Consider the following 21,670-nt stretch of genomic DNA (forward strand, 5'->3'; position numbering starts at 1 on the left):
TAGAATACCCGTTAAGAAGATCACAGGCAGGGATCACATGAAGAATATAGAGAATTTGATTCAGAAAGCAGTGGAGTTACAGTCCAACGGGCTTACCTCAAGACAAATAGCAGATGAGCTTAACGTTTCCAGGGATACTGTGACATGGCTTCTCACCCGTGCAAAGAAAGATGTAAGCACTCCAGCACCCAAGGACATTTCCGTCAACTGGGTCAACATCGGAAAGAACGCTTACAGGCTGCGTAATATCTCAAAAGTTCTCTGCGATATGGCATTGGAAACATTAGAGCAAACTGACGATGACGTTGATCTCATTGTTGGTATTGGTCTTAGCGGTGTGCCGCTTGCAAGCCTTATGGCAGAAGAGTTTGGTACCGACCTTGCAGTATTCCATACGCATTATGATCCGGCTGATGACAAGCATCTAAAAGGTGATTTCAGCGGTAATTTCAGTTCTGTGAAGGGTAAAAAATGTGTCATAGTGGATGATGTCATCACAAGCGGCTATACTATGATGGAAGTCATAAAACGCCTGCGGGAAGAAGATTGCAAACCCGTGGCAATAGCAGTTCTGGTAGACAAGAAAGGCGCTGAACTAATCTCTGATGTGCCTGTAAGGCCATTGGTTCGTATAGTCCGTGTGGACTGATAGATCCAATAATAAGTAAAATATTCAAAAATAAATGCAGTTGGAAGGGATCTCTATTCCACTTCCGCTGCTCCGATCTTTTCTGCAAGTTTTGCCAGTACCTGGCTGCGCATTCCTTCTACAAATTTTATACTGCCTACCACAAGGTGTCCTCCACCGTTTACGCCACCACCTTCGATCTCATCATGAAGTTCTCTGACCATTTTTGGTATGTTCATCTTAACGTATTTTGAGCGGATGACAGCAAAGTCAGGGCCATATCCCAGAGTAACAACTGGCTGACCTTCGTATTTCCGACAAAGTCTATCATGGACCTCACCCGATGTTTTCCCAGGTGGGGGGAACGTAAATTTGTGAGCGAAGTTCTCTACGTCCAAAACGTTAAGTATAGCACCATTTGGAAGTTTCTGGGCTTTTACATGTGCCATGCAGGCTTCAAGTTGCTCGTTGATCATACCGTTGGCTTGTTCGCAGAACAGGCTGACAAGTTTCTTATGGGTGTTATGGTCTCCCATCTCAAGTATATCATCAATTATTCCTTTTCCACTGCTGAATTTGAGCCAATATGCAGCATAGTCTAATGATAGTGCCATATCTTTCAGGTCTTGCAACGAGTATCTGTCAGATACAAGCTTTATGTAATCCCTTGCTTCTTCCGAATCCGCACGGTCACCCACTCCTGCAACAGCAGGAAGGTGCAGGATCTCTGTCTCAACATCCGGGTTTATCATGCGGGCAACTTCAGTACAGAGCATCCCTGCAGTAATACTGTAATCCCCGCCAACATGTGCCGGATTGACATGAGCTTTCAGGAATTCATCGACTTCCTTGTCAGGGTGGTGATGGTCCACTACAACCATGTCTATATTATATACCTTGGCTATTCTGAAAGAAGGCAGGTCCTCCAATGTGGAACCGTTATCCACGCTCACTACGAGAGGCATTTTTTGCCCATGCCTGACAGCATCTTCCAGAGCAAAGGATAAGTCTCTGGTCACATCTGTCAATTCGTAGAACGGAGCCTTTGAAGGAGCTCTTTTGTAGAAATAATACTCTCCGTCTGATCCATTCACTTCTTTTATGAGAGGCAGGATAGCCCTCTCAATGGCAACTGCTGCAGTCATGCCATCTGCATCGGCATGGTGTCTCAGTAGAATGGGTTTGGACTTAATGACTGCTTTACGTATCTCCTTTGCGACCGCTTTCATGGCCGGTCTGAGCTTTTCCAGTATGTCGCTCTTAACCAGGAACTCAATCTCATGTGGCTCAGCTCTGTTGTCAATTGCATTTTCTATGCGTGTTCTTATAGCAGTTTCCTTTTCTCCGATCAGCCGTTTCATACTGCGGACTTCAAGCTGAACGTTCTCTCCTCTAAGCTGTACTTCCCCGGTAACAGATACTATCATATCAGCATCTATGTGAGGATATGCTCTCTCTCCGGCACTTTCAAAGGCTGCAGCAGATATCTGGCCGGTCTCGTCATCAATGGTAAATATGGTAGGGCCTGCTGTTTGTTTTACCTGTATTACCTCTCCATGGACTCTTACTGTCTTACCTACGTTTTCAGAGAGTTTGGAGGAGTTAAGCTCTGGAAGCTCTTTTTCAAGTTCCACGGTTTGATATGTGCTGATATTCCTAGGTAGTAGGTCCAATTTGTTATTGTTCCTTATTTCCTTCACACTAATAACGAGGTTGTCTCCGATCTTTGGAGTTTCCTTTATATTGCTCGAATGGATAAGCCCTCTCAGTTTTGAATTGATATCTACAAAAGTCCCAAATGTAACGTTGCTGTTGACAACACAATGATATAGCTTTCCGATCTCTATCTCGTCGATAGTGCAAGAATCATCAAGCTTGTAAACTACCTGTTTCTTGCTGCAGCTTTCACACACTTCTTCTCCGTCTACAAGCTTGTCTATGGGTGAACCGCATGTTTTACAAGAGTAGAGGACACCCTTTCCTTTACATGCCTTGCAAGCATCTTTTTCTTCCATCTCTCCGGTTCCACCGCATTTTAGACATGCTGAGCCACTACTAAGGAAATTTGAAACATCTTTTTCAGAGAGTTTCATAAAGTCTATTGATTTGGATTTCCCGCTTCCTTTACATTCCGGGCATTTCTTCGAGGAGGTAACAATGTATCCCTTTCCCTCGCACTCTGGACATCTTTCACTCATTTTATCATGCCTTAAATGTAATATGTGGGATTTATGTCTTTGGTTTCCAGCCGTATAAAGTATGTCAAAAATCGATATCAAGCTACACTTGATACAATTTGAGTTAGTTTGTAATTTCACACCACAAAATCAATCAGATTAATAAACCATAAAATCCTCTTATTACTTGTTGGGTCTGAAATACAAGGAAAATGTTTGCTTTCATGCTCTATCCATCCCCTCGAAAAACGGTTCGGACCCAAACTCCTTTCTACCATTTTATCTACAACCAGCATTAAGTTTTTAACATGTAGTGACCCTTTATTTATATGAAATCAGTAATTTCACTGATTGAAAGGGAGGTACTATGGCTTTATTCGATTTTCTTTTTCCATTACTTATCGTAGCAATCTTTATTTTATCAAAAGCGATCAAGATCGTTAATGAATATGAACGCGTTGTTATTTTTCGTTTAGGACGGCTAAGCGGTATCAAAGGTCCGGGCCTGTTTTTCATAATACCTGTCATAGATACGGTGGTGAAAATTGATCTGCGTGTGGTTACCATCGATGTGCCCAAGCAGAATGTGATTACCAAGGATAATGTGACAGTGGACGTGGATGCTATCGTGTATTATAAGGTAGTGGACCCCTCTTCTGCTGTCAATGAAGTGGAAAATTACAGGTACGCTACTTCAACTTTGTCCCAGACTACATTACGTGATGTGATAGGTCAGATTGAACTTGATGAACTCCTTTCCAATAGGGAGGAGATCAATAAGGATATCCAGGAAATGCTGGATGTAGCTACTGATCCATGGGGTATAAAGGTTACAGGAGTTACCCTCAGAGATGTGAAAATAGATGATACTATGCTGCGTGCCATTGCAAAGCAGGCTGAGGCAGAGCGTGAGAAACGTGCACGTATCATTCTTTCAGAGGGGGAGTTCATAGCTGCTGAAAAGATGAAGGAAGCTGCACAGTTATACCAAGATATGCCTGCGGGACTTAAACTGCGTGAATTGCAGACCATATCCGAAGTTGCGAGGGAGAAGAACCTGATAGTTATTTCCAGTTCTATGGAAATTGGGGGGATAGCGGCTATGTCGAAGGCGTTCAGCGAGAAGAACAAGAGCTGAAGGAAAGATCAGGATGGTATCCAGGTTTGGATTCTCTTTTTTCCTTTTTTTCTTTTTGTTGTGCTGCACACCCTGTGCCTCTGCGGAACAGGTATTGGTGTTGCAGATAGAGGATTCCATAACTCCTGCATCGGATGACATTTTAGCTGATGCTATTGCTTTTGCCGAAGAAGGTGATTATCAGGCTTTGGTGATTACTCTCAACACGCCTGGCGGTGTAGTGGATGCGACCCTCAATATGATGGAACAAATAGCTAACACTGATGTGCCTGTGATCGGTTACGTGTATCCGGAAGGTACTAAGTCGTGGTCTGCTGGTACTCTTCTCCTTATTAGCACGGATGTAGCAGCAATGGCTCCTTTTACAGTTATAGGCTCGGCTCAGCCTGTCACAATAACTCCTTCAGGTTCAGAACCCATAAACGATTCCAAGGTAGTGAACGCTCTAGTTGCAACAGCACAGGAAAATGCCCGCAAATACGGGCGCAATGAAACTGCTGCAGGACTATTCATTACTGAAAATCTCAATTTGAATCCTGAAAAAGCCCTGGAATATGGAGTAATAGAATACGTAGCTTCAGATCTCAATGACCTGCTGGACCAGGTCGATGGACAGGAAATCAAGGGTCGGGAACTTAAGACCAGAGATGCAAGTATAGTTTTCTATGAACCATCCTTAAGGCTTTCTTTCCTGGACATAATTTCAGATCCTATCATTTCCTCCTTGTTACTGTTGCTTGGTATATACGCTTTAATATTAGGTCTCTCTCATCCAGGGGTCGGAGGAGAAGTATTTGGTCTTATATCTATATCCTTAGGGCTTGTAGGTACGGGTTTCGATGTTAATATCGCATCAATATTCCTTATACTGGTAGGTGTCGCATTGATCATAATAGAGTTCCAGTCTCCGGGTTTCGGGGTTTTCGGTATTGCAGGGCTTGTATGCATAGTTGTAGGCAGTGTACTGCTTGCACCAACAGATTTTCCACGAAATTATACGCCAGCTGAATTCCAGCAGACCATCTTGCTTTCTGTTGTAGCCCCGACCATCGCTATTGGTGCTTTTTTGTTGTTTGTTCTGTATAAAATAGCAATTGTACGACACTCCAAACCTAAGTTCGGTGAGCTTTTAGGCGATATTGCTGTTGCACAGGACTCCTTTGTGCCCGGAGAGTTCGGATATGTGAGGCACAAAAGCGAAAACTGGAAAGCACGTTCCGGGGAAGCCATCGAAAAAGCGGACAAAGTGGAGATCCTGGAAAAGGATGGAACGGTTTTGATCGTAAAAAAGATTGATGAAATACAGCGTATTTCAGAAAAATGATCTGCTCTTTTACTTAAGCAGATCCTTTCTTTATGATTTCTATTACTCTGCGCTTTTTCTCAATTGCATTCTCAGCTGCCTTATCAATTGCATTCTTCATTTCAATGAAATCCCGTGGCTCCTCTTCTCCTATCATTTTCTTGACAGGGGTGTATGCAGATTCTCTGAAACGAGGTGTGAAATCCCTGATCTCTCCGTTAATTCTAATCTCTGAGCCGACACCTTCTTCCACACGCCCTATGATATCTATGGCAACACCTGCTTTTTTCACAGCATGCATGATATCCTGCGCATGCTCCAGAGGGGCTATGATGAGCAGAGCATCGAGGGAGACTCCCAGATAATCGATCTTGAGCGTTTCGAGCATGTCAAGGACCACTGGATTGACCAATGCTCTCATTTTCTCTTCTTCAAATACCAATTTTACGCCAGCAGTCTTTGATATCTCTTTCGCATCACCGCGGATACCACCGTTTGTGACATCAGTCATGGCATGAATGTGCGGCAAAAGGCCGGAACCAATGAGAGCTTCACAAGCCTCCAGGAACTTTACATTCATGGTCTCGCTGACAACATGATGCATGTTGTAGTATAGGGCTGTAGTGGAAACCGTGCCTCCTCCTGCACCTTCGGTCATGAGGATCACATCTCCAACGCATGTCTGAGTTCGGGCTGTAAGGTCCGATGTCGTCCCCACGGCACCTACACCCCCTGTCATGCGTTCTCCGATGACCATATCGCCTCCTATACGCAGTGTACTGCCTGTGATAAGGGGTATGCCGGTAAGTTCAGATACTGTGGTGATGCCTGCGATATGATCGAATATCTTTGCTACATCCCCGTCATCCGCGACATGAATATCTGAGAGCAGAGCAATAGGCCGGGCTCCCATCACATACACGTCCCGCAGTGAAGCTCTTGCCACATGGAAACCGGCAAGGAATGGGAAATCGCTAAGCCGTGAGTGTATTCCGTCTATGGTGACTATTATGTATTTGTCTGTGCCGTTACCTAAGACCACGCCGGAATCATCAAGCTGTGCACTATCAACTACCGCTCCTGTTTTTCCAATTACTTCTGCTATTTTCTCGTGTGTGTAAAAGTCGCCTGTGCCCCTTGAACCTACGCCAAACTCACCCATGGTGACTCCAGATATGGTAGGTTCCAGAATGTCACCTTTCACATTCAGCGTGTTTTGAGCTTCAACAATTGTTGCCTGCGCAAGCTTACGTGCATGCTGTGGTGTGGTCCTTTTTATTTCCAGGATTCTTGTTGTTAGTTTATCCTCAAGTTCGGTGTCATTGGCACGTAGGCCTCTTTTTGCATATCCTTCGATATCCATGTTTTTTACCTCAGCACATTTCTACAAAGTTGCGAAGCATCTTCAGACCAATATCTCCGCTTTTTTCAGGGTGGAACTGTGTGCCCATTACATTCCCTAAATCGTTGACTATGGCAGATGCAAAGTTTTGTCCATATTCACATGATGCAAGCGTGTTCTTTTGTGCAGTATTGACGTAGTATGAATGTACAAAATAAACATAAGATCCGTTTGGTATGCCTTTGAATAGTGGATGTTCCTGGGTGATCTGTATGGAGTTCCATCCCATGTGAGGCACTTTGAGTTCAGAATGAGGGAATCTTACTACATTTCCTTTCACAAGTCCCAATCCATCCGTTAACCTTCCTTCCTCGGACCAGTCCGTAAGTATCTGCTCACCCAGACAGATACCAAGCATAGGCTTGCCGGAATTCACATATTCGGTAATAGTATCTTTCAGACACTCTATATTTTTCATGGCATCCATGAAAGCGCCCACTCCAGGGAGAATTACCCCATCTGCTGCAAGCATCTTTTCGGGATCGCTGGAGATGGAAACAGAGGCACCTGCATGTTCAAGTCCCTTGTACACACTGCGCAGGTTACCAAGCCCATAGTCTATGATCACGATATTTTTCATCGGAAGTTAGAGCTTGTTCCTTGTACATCAATTTAACGTATCGGTGGATATCTCATTTCCAATTATTAAATAATATAGTATGACTTATATACTTTGTATTCTTTTTAAACATTAAACCAATCTGGTGAGAAGTATGAAAAACAGAAAGAATGCTAGAACTTTGTTCCGCAGTGATGATGCCATGGAACTGCCAATTAATATTGTCGTTATGCTGGTTGTTGGAATGGTAGCACTTGCAGCCCTTGTCGCCATTATTCCTCCACCTACCAAAAACATGTCGGTTTATATTGATAGTGCTGGAGCTTCTGATACTACCGCTATAACCATGACCGATGGCAATGCGGTTATAGTGGATTCAGCTACAGCACAGAACCCATTCTATGTAAGGGTAACTCTCTCAGCTACAGACACTGATGGCAATCCCGTAAGAGATGCCAGCGTGGTGCTAAGGGGCTTAGGAGGGGTTGCTACAGCCACCACAGGCAGTGATGGCAGGGCTGTGCTTATCACTGACCCGGCAATGGTAACAATGGGGCCTAACCAGAACGAAGGCACAATGGACCTTACCATCTCAGCTAACGGGTTCTACGACTATGAGAAGGAAGATGCTGTGATGATCGTCAGGACTGCCTGACCATTTTATTTTTTAATACTATGACGGAGAGAAGCTTTTTAAGGGATGATGGGGCTGCACTGGGTCTTCCCATAAGGATGGTGGTATTGACTATAGTGGGTCTTGTGGGTCTAACCATGATACTATCTGCACTTGCAGGCATTCATACCACTCCTAGTGTGCTCTACGTAATTTCCAACACCACTTCCTTTTCCATGAGTGGAACTACAGATGATTCTCCGTATATTCAGCTAAATGTACTCAATTCAGAAGATGAACCAGTGCCAGGGGCAAGTGTGGTTATCTGGTCTCCTGACCACAGGACAGCTAAAGCAGGAACTACGGACTCTTTTGGAGAGTTCATCTTCCAACTGGAAAACATGTCTCTGCCCACAGGAAAAAGTGAGGGATATATTGCTGTCAAAGTGATACAGGAAGGGTATCTGGATCTGGAAGAGCAGTATTTCATAAAGGTCAGATCCACCTGATACATTTTTCTATATTTTATGCTCTGTCAGAATCTCTGTTTGCCATATAAAATCTGACAAGGGCAGTCCCGGCAAGCACCAGCGCAACGGTGAATGAGAAATAAGGGGATCTTATTATGTCCCATCTATTACTCATGATCAGCACGCCTGTAACGAAAATGATGGCTGCTGCCACAAGTCCTGAGAGTTCCATGGGCACTTTCACAGACCCGATGGTGATCCTGTTCCTCTCTTCTGCTTTTTTAAGCCTCTTTTCCATGTCCTCAAGTTGCTTGTTCATGTTTTGGGTAAGCGTGAGCATCTGGTCGTCGTTCTTGCTGTTCAGGAGTTCGTGCTTTGTCTGCTGATACCCTTCGCTCAGCGTGTCAACTTGTTGTTTTAGTTCTTCCATCTGCTGCTTCAGGCTGCTGATATCGCTTTCCTGTGGATCGGAGCCTTTTACATCCGGCGAACCTATCTGTTCCCGCAGTTCTGCGATCTCCCTCTGCATTTGTTGCAAAAGATCGGCTTGCATGTGTGCAGGATCGTCCATAAGGTCCTGGGGAGGAACTTCCATGGAAAGCCTGCGTTCAACTGCCCGAAGCCTTCTCTCCAGGCTTCTGAGGTTCTGGTCGAAGGAATTGATCCTGCCGTGCAGGTCATCCCTCGTTTTTTCATCGGTAGCCATTCTCAGCTCACCAGCAGAGCCCTTCGTATTCGATCTTCACGGACAGTTCTTTTGGATCTATAAGGTGTCGGCCGTCTATGACTAAGGGCATGCAACTCCAAAGACATGTTCTCATAGCTGCGAATTCCTTATCCAGTCTGCGGAACTGGTTCCATTCTGTCATGAGCAGGCAGGCATCAGCATCTGTAAGGGCTTCAGCTGCGCTGTCACAATAGGTGATGTTTGGGAAGACCTTCTTCATGTGTTCCATTGCCATTGGGTCATAAGCAAATACGTGGGCTTCCTGGTGCAGGAGTTCTGCAATGACAGGTATGGATCTGGATTCCCGGATGTCGTCTGTATCATTCTTGAAAGCAAGTCCAAGCACTGCGATGCGTTTGTCTTTCAATTCTCCCATCTTTTGCTTGAGCAATCTGATCATGCCCAGAGGCTGTTCTTCATTAACATCGATGACCGAACGTAGCAGTTTAGGTGTATAGCCGATCTCCTCTGCCTTTCCTATTATCGCCCGCACATCCTTGGGGAAGCAGGAGCCTCCGAAGCCTGCCCCGGAATTGAGGAAGTAAGGGGATATTCTGTAGTCCTTGCCCACTTCCTCCATAACGGCATAAGTGTCGATGCCAAGTCTCTTGCAGATGTTGCCGATCTCGTTGGCAAAGGAGATCTTGGTGGCCAGCAGGGAGTTGTTGGTGTATTTGATCATCTCTGCGGTAGTAGGTTTGGTGTGCGTGACCTCACAGTCAAGTTCCCGGTACAGCTCGGACACGATGAAGAACGTTCTTTCGTCAATGGCTCCCACCACGATCTTATCAGGATGCATGAAGTCATATACAGCTTTGCCTTCTCGCAAGAACTCGGGATTCATAGAAACACCGAAGTCTTTGCCAGCCTTTTTCCCTGAATAGCTCTCCAGCAGGGGCATAACGAACTTCTCTGTAGTTTCTGGCACTACCGTGCTTTTCACAACTACCACATGGTAATGCTCCTTCTTTGCCATGGCTTCTCCCAGACTCACAGCAGCAGACTCCACTATGGACAGATCGATGTTGCCCATTTCATCGGAAGGCGTGCCCACGCAGATAAAAGATACATCCGACTTCTGGACGGCATAATCATAGTCCGATGTGGCTATGATGCGTTTCTCGGCATGTTTGGTCAGCAGCTCTTCCAGGCCATCCTCCCAGATGGGAGCTTTGCCGGCATTGATCATGCTGACCTTCTTCTCATCCACATCAACGCAGATCACTTCATGACCAAGTTCTGCAAAACATGCGGCAGTAACTGATCCAACATAACCGGTACCGATAACTGATACTCTCATAATGAACTCTCCTACAGTAATAAATTGTTGTAAAATATATATTAGTATGGCGAGATGATAATTAGCATATCATCTATCACATATTATATCGGAAAATATTCATTTTTTTATTTATGAAAACCTATCAATCTAATTCGTTCCTCGAAAAGAGAGTATTTCTACAGAGGCGATATAAAAATTGCTTAAAACAATTGAATACGAATCTTTGCATTGTGTCTGGGAGAAGATAAAAATGAGACAGTCAATAGTTTTCAATTAGAATATCTCTTTCAGTGTCCTCATGTTTAATTGTATAGTATCGAAGAACCTTCAGAATATCCTCATCTCTTGTAATTTCTGTAATTGATTCAAAATTATTTAGATGTATTATCTCCTTTGCTTTTGCTAATTTATTTTCTGATAAATTCTGAAAGGCATTCCACCATTCCTGAGTAAGTCCAGATTTGTAATACATTCTGTAAATTATAAATGTTTCTGGCATGTACAGGATTTTCTCAAACTCCTCATCATTACAACCAAAAGCTTCTTCAAAGAAAGATTTTCCTGTACCAATTTTTCCTTTTGTAGAATTTAGAACAGCCTGGATCGCTCTGACAAATTTTCGGTTCCAATGTCTTCCAGTGTAGGTTCTATTTTTAAAATATTTTGGATCCTTTATAGGATGATACTTCATAGGGAAAGAATAGATACTGATTCCTAATTCTTCACACAAATCTATATTCAATTTCAATCTACGATAAAGATCAATTGGCTTATCATTATAATTATACAGCATATAATTGGACATTTTTTTAATACCATTTTTTGCTGCTAGTCTAATTGCATTCTCATACACATGTCTATAGTTCCAAGAATCAAAAGCAATTCTCAAAGGTTGTATTGGGATTTCTGCTAATTTTTTTATATTATCTTCATTAATTAGTCTGGCATCAATGCCTTGATTAAAATCGACAAATCGCTTTCTTTGAGTTGCAGGACTAATTTTTCTGAATAGTGGTTCGAAATAACTATTGACTTCTATAATATTTTCCTTTTTAGCAGTATTACTGCTTAGTAAATTATGGTCACTAAGTACGTGATAAATTTCTTTCTGAGTATTTTCATTACTTTTCTTGATCAATAGTCTGTAAAGCTTGATTATTAATTTGGTATATCCCTTATCATTATAACCAGATTGTAACCCCTTTATAGCGACCTCGTATTCATTGGGAGGAAGATAAGTTGCCCCATTTGTAAACCCACAAGCTTTTATTTCTTCAATTATGTCATTAAATTTGGCAGAAGCAAGAACGTTATTGTCAAGTAACAATAAGTTCCTTCTCTGACCAAATTTCTCATTTGTCTGTTGAATCTGATTTTTAATGCTGATATAATTACGATATTCCGGTTCTAGAACAGGAACAGCACAAAAATTACATTTGTTTACGCAACCTCTTGTCATGTATCCATAATAGCCTTCATTTTCAGGGTAAACATAATCAATCTCATGGAGAATAGAATAATCTAATGGTAATTCATCAATAATTATGTCATTGTCATCCAGAGCACTAGTTTTGTCAAGAAGTCCCTCAATTGGTTTGATTCTTGTTTCCTTGTATATTTCCTTTGGAACCAATGAAGCAGCAATGCCACCAACAAATACTTGTTCTGGGTTTTTACACATTAGCTTGAATGAATTTATAGTATCGATAGTTATTTTCCAATGAAATGTGAATAAAGTAGTGATGCAAATTCGATCCCATTTGGGCGTTTTCAGGTATTCTTTCTTCTTATACAAATTCTTATAGTATCTCAGATTTTCTAATACAAATACATCCGAGCTAAGTGATGATAACTTTTGAAAATCGGACTCATGACCCAGTTTGATATAACGTTGAATAAGATCTTTTTTTTCTTCCCATAAAATAGAACTATCATTGACTGTGAGTTTTCTGAGCAGCTCAGAGTAAATTTCTTCTACAACGAAGTCACGAAATGTACCTTTATAAAAGGTAACATCATCGCCCAAAAGCTTATGATAGGTAGAAAGCTTCATTAGCCCTATTGGAGGATATTTGTTCCTATAATTTGGCTCTACAAGTAACACTTTACGATTCATTTCTTATTTATTTCATCCTGTATTTTTTGAATTAAGCTAGAGCTTTGTATAGGAGGTAAAACATCCTGTATAACTGTATAAATATGCCCGACAAGTTTGCGTTCATTTTCTGTCAGATGAATAAGCTTGTCTGTTAACAGGGGTGTTCCTTTATTTAGATTATGCGAAGATTTTTCCGTTGTTATTGATTCCTTATTTCCCAAGTTTTTTGGACTCACAGTTTTTTTGTGGTTCTTTTCAACTGACTTCATTACTTTGGACAATGTCGGATTTTTCTTAGATTTTTCTTTTAATTTATCTATCTCTTTCTGCGATTGTTCGATTTCTTTTTTAGCCGCATCAATCTCTTTTTTAAGATTTATCTCTTCGTCTTTATTTATAAATCCAGTTTTTTCTTTTTCAGCATATTTAACCTCTATTTCATGCAACAGGTTTTCTTTTTTATATGCATTTTTCGCCCGATTTGCATCAATATAAAGAGAATGTAAGGCATCCCCAAAAAAACGTTCAACTTCTGTTTCAAGCTCCACACGTGTAGGATTTTCATTGAAGTAGTCACGTCTGGCATTTGGTATAAGGTTCCTATGAACAGCATGTAATTCGCCTATATAATAATAATTTCCACGTTGTTGTTTAAAAAATCTGATTAGTGTCTGGTCGTCCCCTACCTGAATGTTATCTTTTCTAAGCCTTATTCCCCGCATGTCGTTACACGAGGGTATCTGTTTGTCGAATGCACCTACACCAAACCACATCCAAGCTAGTAACTCGTTCTGTTTATTTTTAAACTCTTTAAATTCAAGAGAATCTATTTCATCATATTGTTTTAAACACTCTCCACTTTTTTCATATAATACATGGCTGTAATCTTTAAAAACGTCTTCCCCATCTACGAATATTCTATATTCCGAAAAACTTAAGTTATTTTTAGATATAAATTCTTTAATTTTAGATTTTAGGTAGAACTTACTGTTGTAGTCAACAGGCACATTAGCAGAGATATATTTTTTTACTTCAGCAACATCCAATAATTCACTATTTTCATCTCTGATGTGTTCTAACTCAACAATAAAATAGTGCGCTTCAGAATCACATGGTTCCTCAGAGCAACTAATAATCTTATATAATACATCTTCAGCACTATCTTTTACAGTTGGATCGTCGATCATACTAATGAGTTCTTTAGCATTCCAAGTCATGGTTGTTTGGATTGCTTCGCCTGGGTATGTTGTTATAAATCGTAACGTCTCACAATATGCCAGACCACCTAATCTACCAATGCCCCTAAATCCTTTATTCACACCTCTATCCTTCTCAGAATCGGCAATATAAACAAGTTTTCTCCAAATATCAGATGCCTTTACCCCATAAGCATTATCCTTTATACTGACAATGCGTTCCTTGCTATTAAGCTCTATCTCAATTTGTGGCTTCTCGTCTCCATTATATATCCCGTTTTTACAGGCAAGATCAATCGAATCAGCAGCATTTTGTATGTATTCACGATAGATTATTTTTGAATCACTATACATCCCAATAGTGAGATTTTCAAGTGCATTTTTACCGATTTTGATATTAGGCATCAATTCTCACCCATCATTTGAACTGTTTGTAGAGAGGCTTTGGGAATTTAACATTAAGTAGCGATCTGAAGACGGGGTTCTGAATGATATACTCACCTTGTTTTAGTCTCGTCATCATGCCTTTGTAAACAGGCGGAATATATGTGTAATCTCCTCCTGTAGCAAGTTCTATTGCATTAGTTCTTCCAAACGCAAACGTTGAACAGTTTCCAGATACTCTTTTATGAAGAGCACTCTTAAACTGCTCCGCTCCAAACAAAATAATTCCTAAAGAGCGTCCTCTTTCAGCGATATCAAGTAGTTGTTTTAATATAGGTGAGCTCTTCGGAACTTCACTAGAAGCAAATTTGTTTAATTCATCAATAAATACTATAATTTTTGACGGTGATTCCCCGCCTATCAACTCTCCTTTGTCACCAAGTTGCAGGTTGTAGAGCTCTCTAATTGTATGACCAAATACAAAAGCCTGCATATCAGAGTCTAACTTTGCAATATCAATCACATAAATATGGTTCTTTTTTAATCCAGCAATCTGTTCAGCAATTCTTACTTCTTTTTTCTTTTCGGAGACATTTGAAAACATAGGGTTATTATGTATGGATTTTCTGACAAGTCTGTAGAATTTGCGCCAACTTTGCACAGTAATTTCTCTACTAGAGGCAGGATTTCCAGCTACACATTTTTTGTCAATAGCTTCTAAAAATTGCTTCCATCCTTCAATACTGCCAAACTCTCCCTCATTGTTTATAATATAATTAAGAATGGACTCTATTGACTGAGTAGGGTCATCAATGTTTGCAAACATTAATTCCAGATTATCTTTGTCCAGCTTGTAATCAAATTTATACCTGAAAGCTTTTCCATCTTTTAATTGTTTTTCGAGCAAGGTTTTATCCATATGAGTATTTGAAGATCGTGGGTCTGAATAAGGATATAAATATGTTACATTTTCAAAGGGAGTAGAGTCAATACGTAGCATTTCTTCATATATTTTTTTTGTTTCTTCTTCTTCAGATTTATTTCCACCAAAATCATTCTTTTCATCAATTGCAAGCAAGTCTTTTCCTTTCACATTGAATACCACAAATGCAACATCACTATCTAGTTCCTCTTTTATCTGTTTGTCTTGGATAGACTTGAGTAAAAACATTGCATAAGATGTTTTTGCAGCAAGGCCAGAAATACCGGAGATATTTAGATGTGCTCCTTCAGGTCCAATTAGGAAATTCGAGTCAATGTTTACAGGAAGGGTAATTCTCTCGCAATTTTCAACATTTTCATACATCTCAAGATAACCGCAAGCAAGTGGATTTCGAATGTCATTCAATCCAAGTGCTATGGCAACTTCATTCTTTGTTGCCAAATAAACTTTGGAATTGCTTTGCACTGGAATAAATATGTTTTTATCATTTCCAACAACCTTTGATTTCACATAGTTCATCCCTATCCTGTGGGTGCCTTCTGTTGCATTAACATCACCAAAATCACTAGATATAAAGTTGGATAAAAAACTGGCAGAATCAGTGATGTGAGATATCTCTTCAATTACAGCAAACGTGTTACTTCCATTTATATGCTCTACTTTAACAACATCAAAAGGATTGAGTATCAAATTTTTATCAGTCCAAAAACAAAAGTCATCAATTGTTGTTGGATTCTTTTCAGTTGCTATAACTTTCCCTATTAAAGTCATTTTATATCCCTTCTAAAAAAGCTGCATAAACAAGTCGTTGCTCATATATTGACTCTTTACAAAAGACTCTGTCAAATAAACCGGATATAGGTGATTTGCCCACCTGCCATCATTCCCATAACATACAGGATTGCGTTCATTCATTATATTGGCAGAAATCAAATCAACAAGGTCTGAATCTAGGCCTTTTTCTTCTTCATCAGTGGTAATGACTAACTTTTCAATTTTAACCACACCATCAAATATGTTTTTTGTATATCTGGCTTCTCTTATTCTCAAATACCAAATAACAAAACTAACATTACCCGCAATTTCCGACTGATACATATATGCTGGAGTTCTTTCAAAAGGTTTCAAATTAGCGATTATATCTGAATTAGTTCCGCCAGATTTTGTTTTGCATTTAGTAGGGTCAAAAGATTTGGAAACACCTATTACATACCTATAATAATTTGCTATTTTCTTGTCATTAAGATTTTTCTTTTTATTTGAGTTCTTAGATGAAACTTTATACTCTATAGAACCGTCTTTTACTAGATAATGATCTTGATTTAATTTACCCGCAAGGACCAAATCTTCTACGGTATCTTTTTCCATCTCTATCATTCTCTCTTGAACAACAGCAATTCCTTTATTTTCTAGTTTATCATCTTTATTTCGATTGTATTGAGTAATTTCGTCAAATTGAATTCTATATTTGTTTTGGAGCTCGTTAGATTCATTGACTTTTTGAAGTAATTTCTCAAAAAACATAGTAGCTCCCCATTCATCATTATTAGCAACGTCTGGTAAGACTATTATGAGTTTTCTTTTAAAAATCTCTTTTTTCAATTCTTTGTTTACGCGTTTGCAACATCCCACACCAATCTGTCCTGCAATTATGGGATATACATTGTTGTTATATGAGATATCGTCAACTTTGTATGTATGGCGCGACCCATCTAAGAAATATGTAAACAATGAGTCATTTTCAGCAATTCTAGTTGCTAATTTTTTTACATCTACTGGACGTGCATGTCTTACGGTTTCACCATAATTTTTCCACACTACGCCAGTAGTATCATCATAATAAATTCCAGCAGTTGGAGTCACATCGTGACAGTATTTATGTGAACGATAACTTTTACCATCAGTTTCTTCTTCAATCGTTTTAATAACGTCCCCCATGATTTGTCACCATCAATCTGTTGAATCAAATGCTTTACTTTTTAAAGGCTTTGCAAAATAATTTACTGCCAGTCTATTGATAAAATATATTATATATTAATCATATGAAGCTTGTCTATTATATTTGAAAGTTTTGGATCTAACTATTTTTAGATAATACTCTTTTACCGATGGATCAGGATCTCATGCATGCGCAGAGAAGATTTTTTGGGAAAGCTGCGTTCTTCCTTTCTTTTTATGGATAACTATTTCTGTTTAACTAGTTTTTCCAATTCCTCTTCCTTCTCACTATCTCCTTATACAATGTCTTTTTATACTCTAATTGCCATCATGTGACAAGATTCAAAGCTGCAATTGCAGCGAAAGTAAATTATATTTCTTATATTATTATAATGGCAGGTCCAGATGAGTATACAAGAGGAGATCGCTGAGGTCGAGGAAGAGTTAAAGAACACGATCTATAACAAGGCCACGTCCCATCACATAGGCAAGCTGAAGGCCAAGCTTGCACGTCTTAGGGATGAGGTTGTAAAGAGAGCTGCAAGCAAATCCGGAGGAGAAGGCTATTCCGTAAAAAAATCGGGTGATGCCACCGTTACTCTCGTGGGATTCCCTTCGGTGGGTAAGTCCACGCTGCTCAACAAGCTCACTGATGCCAATTCCGAGGTGGGGGCCTACGAGTTCACCACGCTGGATGTCATTCCCGGTGCCATGGAATATAAGAATGCCACTATCCAGGTTCTGGACGTACCTGGACTTGTGAAGGGTGCAGCAAGTGGCAGAGGCAGGGGAAAAGAAGTCATAGCAGTGGTAAGGAATACCAACCTCGTTTTGTTCATGCTGGATATTTTCCAGCTGCAGCATTATGATGTCCTTAAGGAAGAATTGTATCAGGCAGGCATAAGGCTCGACCAGAGAGGCCCGGATGTAATTATCAAGAGGCAGGATCGCGGAGGCGTCATTATAAGCTCGACAATGGAACTGGAGCTGGATGACGACCTTATCAAAGACATCCTTAATGAATACAAGATACACAATGCCCATGTGCTTATCAGGGAAAATATAAACGTTGACCAGCTCATTGATGTCGTCATGGGCAACAGGGTATACATCCCGTCTATTATTGCTGTGAATAAGGTCGACCTGGCTGATCCGACAACCTTGGAAGCAGCAAAGAGAAGGTTTCCAGATGCAGCTTTCATTTCCGCAGACCTGGATATGAATCTCGATGCCGTGCGGGATAACATCTACGATGCTCTGGATTTCATCAGAATATATCTTAAACCGCAGGGTGGACCTGCAGACCTTGAAGAACCCATGATAGTGCAAAGTGGTACCACTGTGGGTGATGTATGTGACAAGCTGCACAGGGATTTCCGCAGGAAGTTCAGATATTCCCAGATATGGGGCAGGTCTGCCAAACATCCAGGTCAGAGGGCAGGTCTTGATCATGTGCTCAAAGATGAAGACCTGGTAACGCTTATTATCAATAAGTGACAATCGACACAAATAAGAACCAGCAGGTCTATATCAGGACCTGCGTCAGTTCTGCCTTAACAAAACAGCATAGTCCTGTAGGGTAGTGGTCAATCCTTTCGGCCTTTGGAGCCGAAGACGGTGGTTCGAATCCGCCCAGGACTATCAATATATTTTTGTTAGTCATCTACTCTACCCATCCAGTTTTCTTGTGTATATTTTCTTTTACTTTTTCCAGAACTCTGGAGTGAACATTACCAGCACTGTAAATACTTCAAGCCTCCCTATCCACATATTTGCTATCAATACCACTTTAACAAGTGCTGGTAGGGCGTTGAAACTTCCCATTGGTCCTATAAGATTGAATCCTGGACCTATGTTACCCAGAGTTGTGATGGATGCAGTTATCGAAGTAAGAATATCCACTCCCATCAATGAAATAATAAATGTACTTGTCATGAATATAAGGAAGTACATCACTACAAAAGACACAGTTTCTTGTATCATATTTTCCGGGACAGTTTTTCCATTGAACTTGATAGGCTTTACTGCTTTTGGATGAATTGATTTAAATAGCTCCCATCTGGCATACTTCAGTAACAATAACATCCTTACTGCTTTCGGCCCACCAGCAGTTGATCCGGCACATCCTCCGATGAACATTACCAGTAACAGTACTATCCTTGAAGAGTCAGGCCATAAATTGAAATCTATACTAGCGAAACCCGTGGTTGTAAGGAGAGATACTACCTGGAACACAGAATAACGCAAGCAGGTTAGGGGATCTGCACCTATTCCATATCTCAATGCAAGGATGAGCATAGCACTTGCTACTACAACTACAGCTGTGTAGAACTTGAATTCTTCATCCTTAAAGAGAATTTTATGATCAGTATAAAGAGTCCTGTAAAGCAGTGCAAAGTTTGCTCCTGCTATGAACATAAAAATTGTGATTATAGCTTCTATTAAAGGGCTGTCAAAAGCTGCAATACCCTGCCCATAAGGGGAAAAACCACCCGTAGCCATTGTGGTGAACGTATGGGTGACAGCATCATAGGTTGACATGCCAGCCAGGTGCAATGCTGCGATCTGTAAGGCCGATATTACCACATATACCATCCAGAGTATCTTGGCTGTATCCCTTATTCTGGGTTTTATCTTATCCTCTGTCGGGCCAGGAGCCTCAGCACGAAAAAGTAGTTTACCAGCGGTGGACAATTTTGGAAGAATAGCAACGAACAGCACAATGATACCCATTCCACCTATCCACTGGATCATACAACGCCAGAAAAGAATGCTTCTTGACTGGCTTTCGATTTGATCAAGGATAGTTGCACCAGTAGTGGTAAAGCCCGACATGGTTTCAAAAAAAGCATTTAGCGGAGACATACCTCCTACAATGAATGGGATGGATCCAAAAAACATAGCTACTAACCAACTGAGGGCTACAACAGCAAAAGCTTCCCTTAGCTTCCAGTCATCATCTGACTTGTAGCGCAACCAGAGATATATGCCTGCAATCTCTGTTAATCCCATGCCTACAAGAAAAGGAACTGAGCTTTCATGATAATATAAAGCCAAAAGCAAGGGAACTATCATCATAAGTCCCAGAAAACGCAGGAGAGTTCCTAACACGCTCAGTATGACCTTTGAGTTCATGAACCACCTTTATTACTTGAAAAGTTTTTCCACTGCTGCTATGGATGATGGGAGAGTGAACACCACAACTCTGTCATTCTCCTCAACCACATGACTTCCACGGGGAACGATGGTCCTTCCATTGTGCACTATCATGCTTACAATGGCACCTGGAGGGAATTTCACTTCACGCAATAGTTTACCAACTATTTTTGATTTGGCTGAAGCAGTGTATTCAATGATCCCAGCTTTTTGTCCTTCGATTGTGGTCATAGTCCCAATGCCTGTTCCCATGGTCAGTTTAAGTACCTCGTTTACAGTTGCTCCTCTGGGACTTACCGCACTGTCCACTCCTACCATTTCAAACAGAGAGATGTAATCAGATCGATCTGATCTGGCAATAACTTTCTTCGCACCCAGTTTTTTAGCTATAAGAGAACATAAGAGGTTTTTCTCATCACTATCCGTGACGGAAATGACCACATCCATCTCATTGATACCCTCGTCTTTTAGGAGGTTGATGTCTGTTCCATCTCCATTCAATACAAGAGCCCCGGAAAGTTTGTCTGCGATCTCTTCACAGCGAGCCCTGCGCGATTCTATGATCTTAATATCTGTCTCGCTGTTAGCAATGAGTTTTGCAAGGTAAAAACCAACTATACCTCCACCTATGATCATGACCTTACTACGCCTGCCAGCTATCTCCCCCAGAAGTTCCCTTATCTCCTTCATTGCAGAAGGTTGGCCAATCACTACTATGTGGTCGTTCTCCTGCATAGAATCATTCCCATGAGGGATGATTACGTCATCTTTACGAAAAATAGCACTTACTATACAAGAATCAGCAAGGTGAAGGTCTTTCAACATCTTATTGGCAAAATAACTTCCTTTGGAAACCACAAGCTCCATCATTTCCACTTTGCCTTCTGCAAATGATTCAGCATCAATAGCAGATGGTATTGCAAGTATCTGTGCGACTTCCGAAGCCATAGCAAGCTCAGGGCATATCATCACATCGATGCCTATACTAGCACGCTTGGCTATTGGCTTATCAATGTAATCCGGATTACTTACCCTTGCCATTGTCTTAAGTTTGCTTTTATCTCCTGCAATGAGCTTAGCAGCCATGCATGCTACTATGTTGACCTCATCAGAACCAGTGACAGCCATCAGGATGTCAGTTCCTTTAAGGATCTTGGACAATATCGATACATTCGCTCCATTGCCCTGAATGACCTGGACATCCAGCTCATCAACCCGCTTGCAAGCTTCTTGATTCTGTTCTATAACTATTACATCATTAGTGGCATACAGTGCTTTTGCTATGTGATAACCTACTGCCCCTGCGCCTATTATGACAGCTTTCATGAAACACCTTCTTATTAATATTGTATACTATTATTAAAAAAATATGTTTTTTACTTCTCACACTACGAAAAAATGTTCTCTTTTCTGTATCATCATAATGACAATCAGTATATCATGCAGTGTAGAAATTATTATATATTGCATTCAAGTAGGTATCTACTAGATCAGTAGCAAAGTGGTAAATACACTTCAAACAAGGGTCTCTAGACTTGTAATCATTGCTCCGACAATGATTCCAAATTATCCTTCTGGTGTGTTCGCCATAGCAGATCTGCAAGAGGAGGGCAAATATATGCAATTAGTAACTGTAACCTGCAAAAACTGTGGTAA

The 21,670-nt window shown here is 40.8% G+C and carries 17 protein-coding genes and 1 tRNA gene; 7 read left to right on the forward strand and 11 right to left on the reverse strand.

The window, feature by feature from the left end:
• The first annotated feature begins 37 nt into the window (after positions 1–37).
• Positions 38–649, forward strand: coding sequence for an orotate phosphoribosyltransferase-like protein (locus ACC612_RS00395; protein WP_371852480.1), 612 nt, complete (start codon positions 38–40; stop codon positions 647–649).
• A 53-nt stretch (positions 650–702) separates the two neighbouring features.
• Here ACC612_RS00395 and ACC612_RS00400 read toward each other — a convergent pair whose 3' ends face one another.
• The gene (locus ACC612_RS00400) at positions 703–2,826 is read right to left on the reverse strand and encodes an OB-fold nucleic acid binding domain-containing protein (protein ID WP_371852481.1); all 2,124 of its coding nucleotides are present in this window, start codon (positions 2,824–2,826) and stop codon (positions 703–705) included.
• A gap of 346 nt (positions 2,827–3,172) precedes the next feature.
• Between ACC612_RS00400 and ACC612_RS00405 the strand changes: the two genes are divergently transcribed.
• Positions 3,173–3,943, forward strand: coding sequence for a slipin family protein (locus ACC612_RS00405; protein WP_371852482.1), 771 nt, complete (start codon positions 3,173–3,175; stop codon positions 3,941–3,943).
• A 13-nt stretch (positions 3,944–3,956) separates the two neighbouring features.
• Positions 3,957–5,267 carry a nodulation protein NfeD gene (locus ACC612_RS00410; RefSeq protein ID WP_371852483.1) on the forward strand — a complete coding sequence of 437 codons (1,311 nt, stop codon included), beginning with the start codon at positions 3,957–3,959 and terminating at the stop codon, positions 5,265–5,267.
• A 13-nt stretch (positions 5,268–5,280) separates the two neighbouring features.
• Here ACC612_RS00410 and ACC612_RS00415 read toward each other — a convergent pair whose 3' ends face one another.
• Both ACC612_RS00415 and hisH read right to left on the reverse strand, forming a co-directional pair.
• Positions 5,281–6,609 (reverse strand): AIR synthase-related protein, encoded by a 1,329-nt coding sequence (locus ACC612_RS00415; RefSeq protein ID WP_371852484.1) that lies wholly within the window; start codon positions 6,607–6,609, stop codon positions 5,281–5,283.
• 10 nt (positions 6,610–6,619) lie between these two features.
• Complete coding sequence (gene hisH, locus ACC612_RS00420) at positions 6,620–7,228, reverse strand: imidazole glycerol phosphate synthase subunit HisH (protein WP_371852485.1); 609 nt, start codon at positions 7,226–7,228, stop codon at positions 6,620–6,622.
• 133 nt (positions 7,229–7,361) lie between these two features.
• Here hisH and ACC612_RS00425 point away from each other — a divergent pair, with 133 nt between their 5' ends.
• Positions 7,362–7,862: a carboxypeptidase-like regulatory domain-containing protein gene (locus ACC612_RS00425; protein WP_371852486.1), complete on the forward strand. Its 501-nt coding sequence runs from the start codon at positions 7,362–7,364 to the stop codon at positions 7,860–7,862.
• Positions 7,863–7,882: 20 nt separating this feature from the next.
• Positions 7,883–8,329: a hypothetical protein gene (locus tag ACC612_RS00430; RefSeq protein ID WP_371852487.1), complete on the forward strand. Its 447-nt coding sequence runs from the start codon at positions 7,883–7,885 to the stop codon at positions 8,327–8,329.
• A gap of 16 nt (positions 8,330–8,345) precedes the next feature.
• Here ACC612_RS00430 and ACC612_RS00435 read toward each other — a convergent pair whose 3' ends face one another.
• The 6 genes from ACC612_RS00435 to ACC612_RS00460 all read right to left on the reverse strand — a co-directional run bounded on the left by ACC612_RS00435 (position 8,346) and on the right by ACC612_RS00460 (position 16,858).
• Complete coding sequence (locus ACC612_RS00435; protein WP_371852488.1) at positions 8,346–8,996, reverse strand: hypothetical protein; 651 nt, start codon at positions 8,994–8,996, stop codon at positions 8,346–8,348.
• Positions 8,997–9,003: 7 nt separating this feature from the next.
• Positions 9,004–10,317: a UDP-glucose/GDP-mannose dehydrogenase family protein gene (locus tag ACC612_RS00440; protein WP_371852489.1), complete on the reverse strand. Its 1,314-nt coding sequence runs from the start codon at positions 10,315–10,317 to the stop codon at positions 9,004–9,006.
• A 241-nt stretch (positions 10,318–10,558) separates the two neighbouring features.
• Positions 10,559–12,415, reverse strand: coding sequence for a hypothetical protein (locus ACC612_RS00445; protein WP_371852490.1), 1,857 nt, complete (start codon positions 12,413–12,415; stop codon positions 10,559–10,561).
• Positions 12,412–13,998, reverse strand: coding sequence for an ATP-binding protein (locus ACC612_RS00450; protein ID WP_371852491.1), 1,587 nt, complete (start codon positions 13,996–13,998; stop codon positions 12,412–12,414). Before ACC612_RS00450 ends, ACC612_RS00445 begins: the two co-directional genes overlap by 4 nt.
• A 13-nt stretch (positions 13,999–14,011) precedes the next feature.
• Positions 14,012–15,691, reverse strand: coding sequence for an ATP-binding protein (locus ACC612_RS00455; RefSeq protein WP_371852492.1), 1,680 nt, complete (start codon positions 15,689–15,691; stop codon positions 14,012–14,014).
• 12 nt (positions 15,692–15,703) lie between these two features.
• On the reverse strand, positions 15,704–16,858 hold the full coding sequence (locus ACC612_RS00460) for a hypothetical protein (RefSeq protein ID WP_371852493.1): 1,155 nt from the start codon (positions 16,856–16,858) through the stop codon (positions 15,704–15,706).
• A 405-nt stretch (positions 16,859–17,263) separates the two neighbouring features.
• Between ACC612_RS00460 and ACC612_RS00465 the strand changes: the two genes are divergently transcribed.
• Together ACC612_RS00465 and ACC612_RS00470 are read left to right on the forward strand one after the other, a co-directional pair.
• Entirely contained in the window at positions 17,264–18,355 is a 1,092-nt protein-coding gene (locus ACC612_RS00465) for an OBG GTPase family GTP-binding protein (protein ID WP_371852494.1), read from the forward strand.
• Positions 18,356–18,426: 71 nt separating this feature from the next.
• Positions 18,427–18,499 (forward strand) — tRNA-Gln (locus tag ACC612_RS00470).
• Between the two features lie 60 nt (positions 18,500–18,559).
• On the opposite strand, the gene ACC612_RS00475 is transcribed toward ACC612_RS00470, so the two are convergent.
• A complete protein-coding gene (locus ACC612_RS00475) occupies positions 18,560–19,993 on the reverse strand; it encodes a TrkH family potassium uptake protein (protein ID WP_371852495.1) in 1,434 nt (477 codons plus the stop codon).
• A 12-nt stretch (positions 19,994–20,005) separates the two neighbouring features.
• Positions 20,006–21,340 carry a Trk system potassium transporter TrkA gene (gene trkA, locus ACC612_RS00480; RefSeq protein WP_371852496.1) on the reverse strand — a complete coding sequence of 445 codons (1,335 nt, stop codon included), beginning with the start codon at positions 21,338–21,340 and terminating at the stop codon, positions 20,006–20,008.
• Positions 21,341–21,670 lie beyond the last annotated feature (330 nt).

The organism is Methanomethylovorans sp., assembly GCF_041447285.1.
Classification (GTDB): Archaea; Halobacteriota; Methanosarcinia; order Methanosarcinales; family Methanosarcinaceae; genus Methanomethylovorans.

What these genes read in the sequence shown, in the direction of transcription:
- ACC612_RS00395 (WP_371852480.1), top strand. Translation starts at nt 38, where the DNA reads ATGAAGAATATAGAGAATTTGATTCAGAAAGCAGTGGAGTTACAGTCC.
- ACC612_RS00400 (WP_371852481.1), bottom strand. Translation starts at nt 2,826, where the DNA reads ATGAGTGAAAGATGTCCAGAGTGCGAGGGAAAGGGATACATTGTTACC.
- ACC612_RS00405 (WP_371852482.1), top strand. Translation starts at nt 3,173, where the DNA reads ATGGCTTTATTCGATTTTCTTTTTCCATTACTTATCGTAGCAATCTTT.
- ACC612_RS00410 (WP_371852483.1), top strand. Translation starts at nt 3,957, where the DNA reads ATGGTATCCAGGTTTGGATTCTCTTTTTTCCTTTTTTTCTTTTTGTTG.
- ACC612_RS00415 (WP_371852484.1), bottom strand. Translation starts at nt 6,609, where the DNA reads ATGGATATCGAAGGATATGCAAAAAGAGGCCTACGTGCCAATGACACC.
- hisH (WP_371852485.1), bottom strand. Translation starts at nt 7,228, where the DNA reads ATGAAAAATATCGTGATCATAGACTATGGGCTTGGTAACCTGCGCAGT.
- ACC612_RS00425 (WP_371852486.1), top strand. Translation starts at nt 7,362, where the DNA reads ATGAAAAACAGAAAGAATGCTAGAACTTTGTTCCGCAGTGATGATGCC.
- ACC612_RS00430 (WP_371852487.1), top strand. Translation starts at nt 7,883, where the DNA reads ATGACGGAGAGAAGCTTTTTAAGGGATGATGGGGCTGCACTGGGTCTT.
- ACC612_RS00435 (WP_371852488.1), bottom strand. Translation starts at nt 8,996, where the DNA reads ATGGCTACCGATGAAAAAACGAGGGATGACCTGCACGGCAGGATCAAT.
- ACC612_RS00440 (WP_371852489.1), bottom strand. Translation starts at nt 10,317, where the DNA reads ATGAGAGTATCAGTTATCGGTACCGGTTATGTTGGATCAGTTACTGCC.
- ACC612_RS00445 (WP_371852490.1), bottom strand. Translation starts at nt 12,415, where the DNA reads ATGAATCGTAAAGTGTTACTTGTAGAGCCAAATTATAGGAACAAATAT.
- ACC612_RS00450 (WP_371852491.1), bottom strand. Translation starts at nt 13,998, where the DNA reads ATGCCTAATATCAAAATCGGTAAAAATGCACTTGAAAATCTCACTATT.
- ACC612_RS00455 (WP_371852492.1), bottom strand. Translation starts at nt 15,691, where the DNA reads ATGACTTTAATAGGGAAAGTTATAGCAACTGAAAAGAATCCAACAACA.
- ACC612_RS00460 (WP_371852493.1), bottom strand. Translation starts at nt 16,858, where the DNA reads ATGGGGGACGTTATTAAAACGATTGAAGAAGAAACTGATGGTAAAAGT.
- ACC612_RS00465 (WP_371852494.1), top strand. Translation starts at nt 17,264, where the DNA reads ATGAGTATACAAGAGGAGATCGCTGAGGTCGAGGAAGAGTTAAAGAAC.
- ACC612_RS00475 (WP_371852495.1), bottom strand. Translation starts at nt 19,993, where the DNA reads ATGAACTCAAAGGTCATACTGAGCGTGTTAGGAACTCTCCTGCGTTTT.
- trkA (WP_371852496.1), bottom strand. Translation starts at nt 21,340, where the DNA reads ATGAAAGCTGTCATAATAGGCGCAGGGGCAGTAGGTTATCACATAGCA.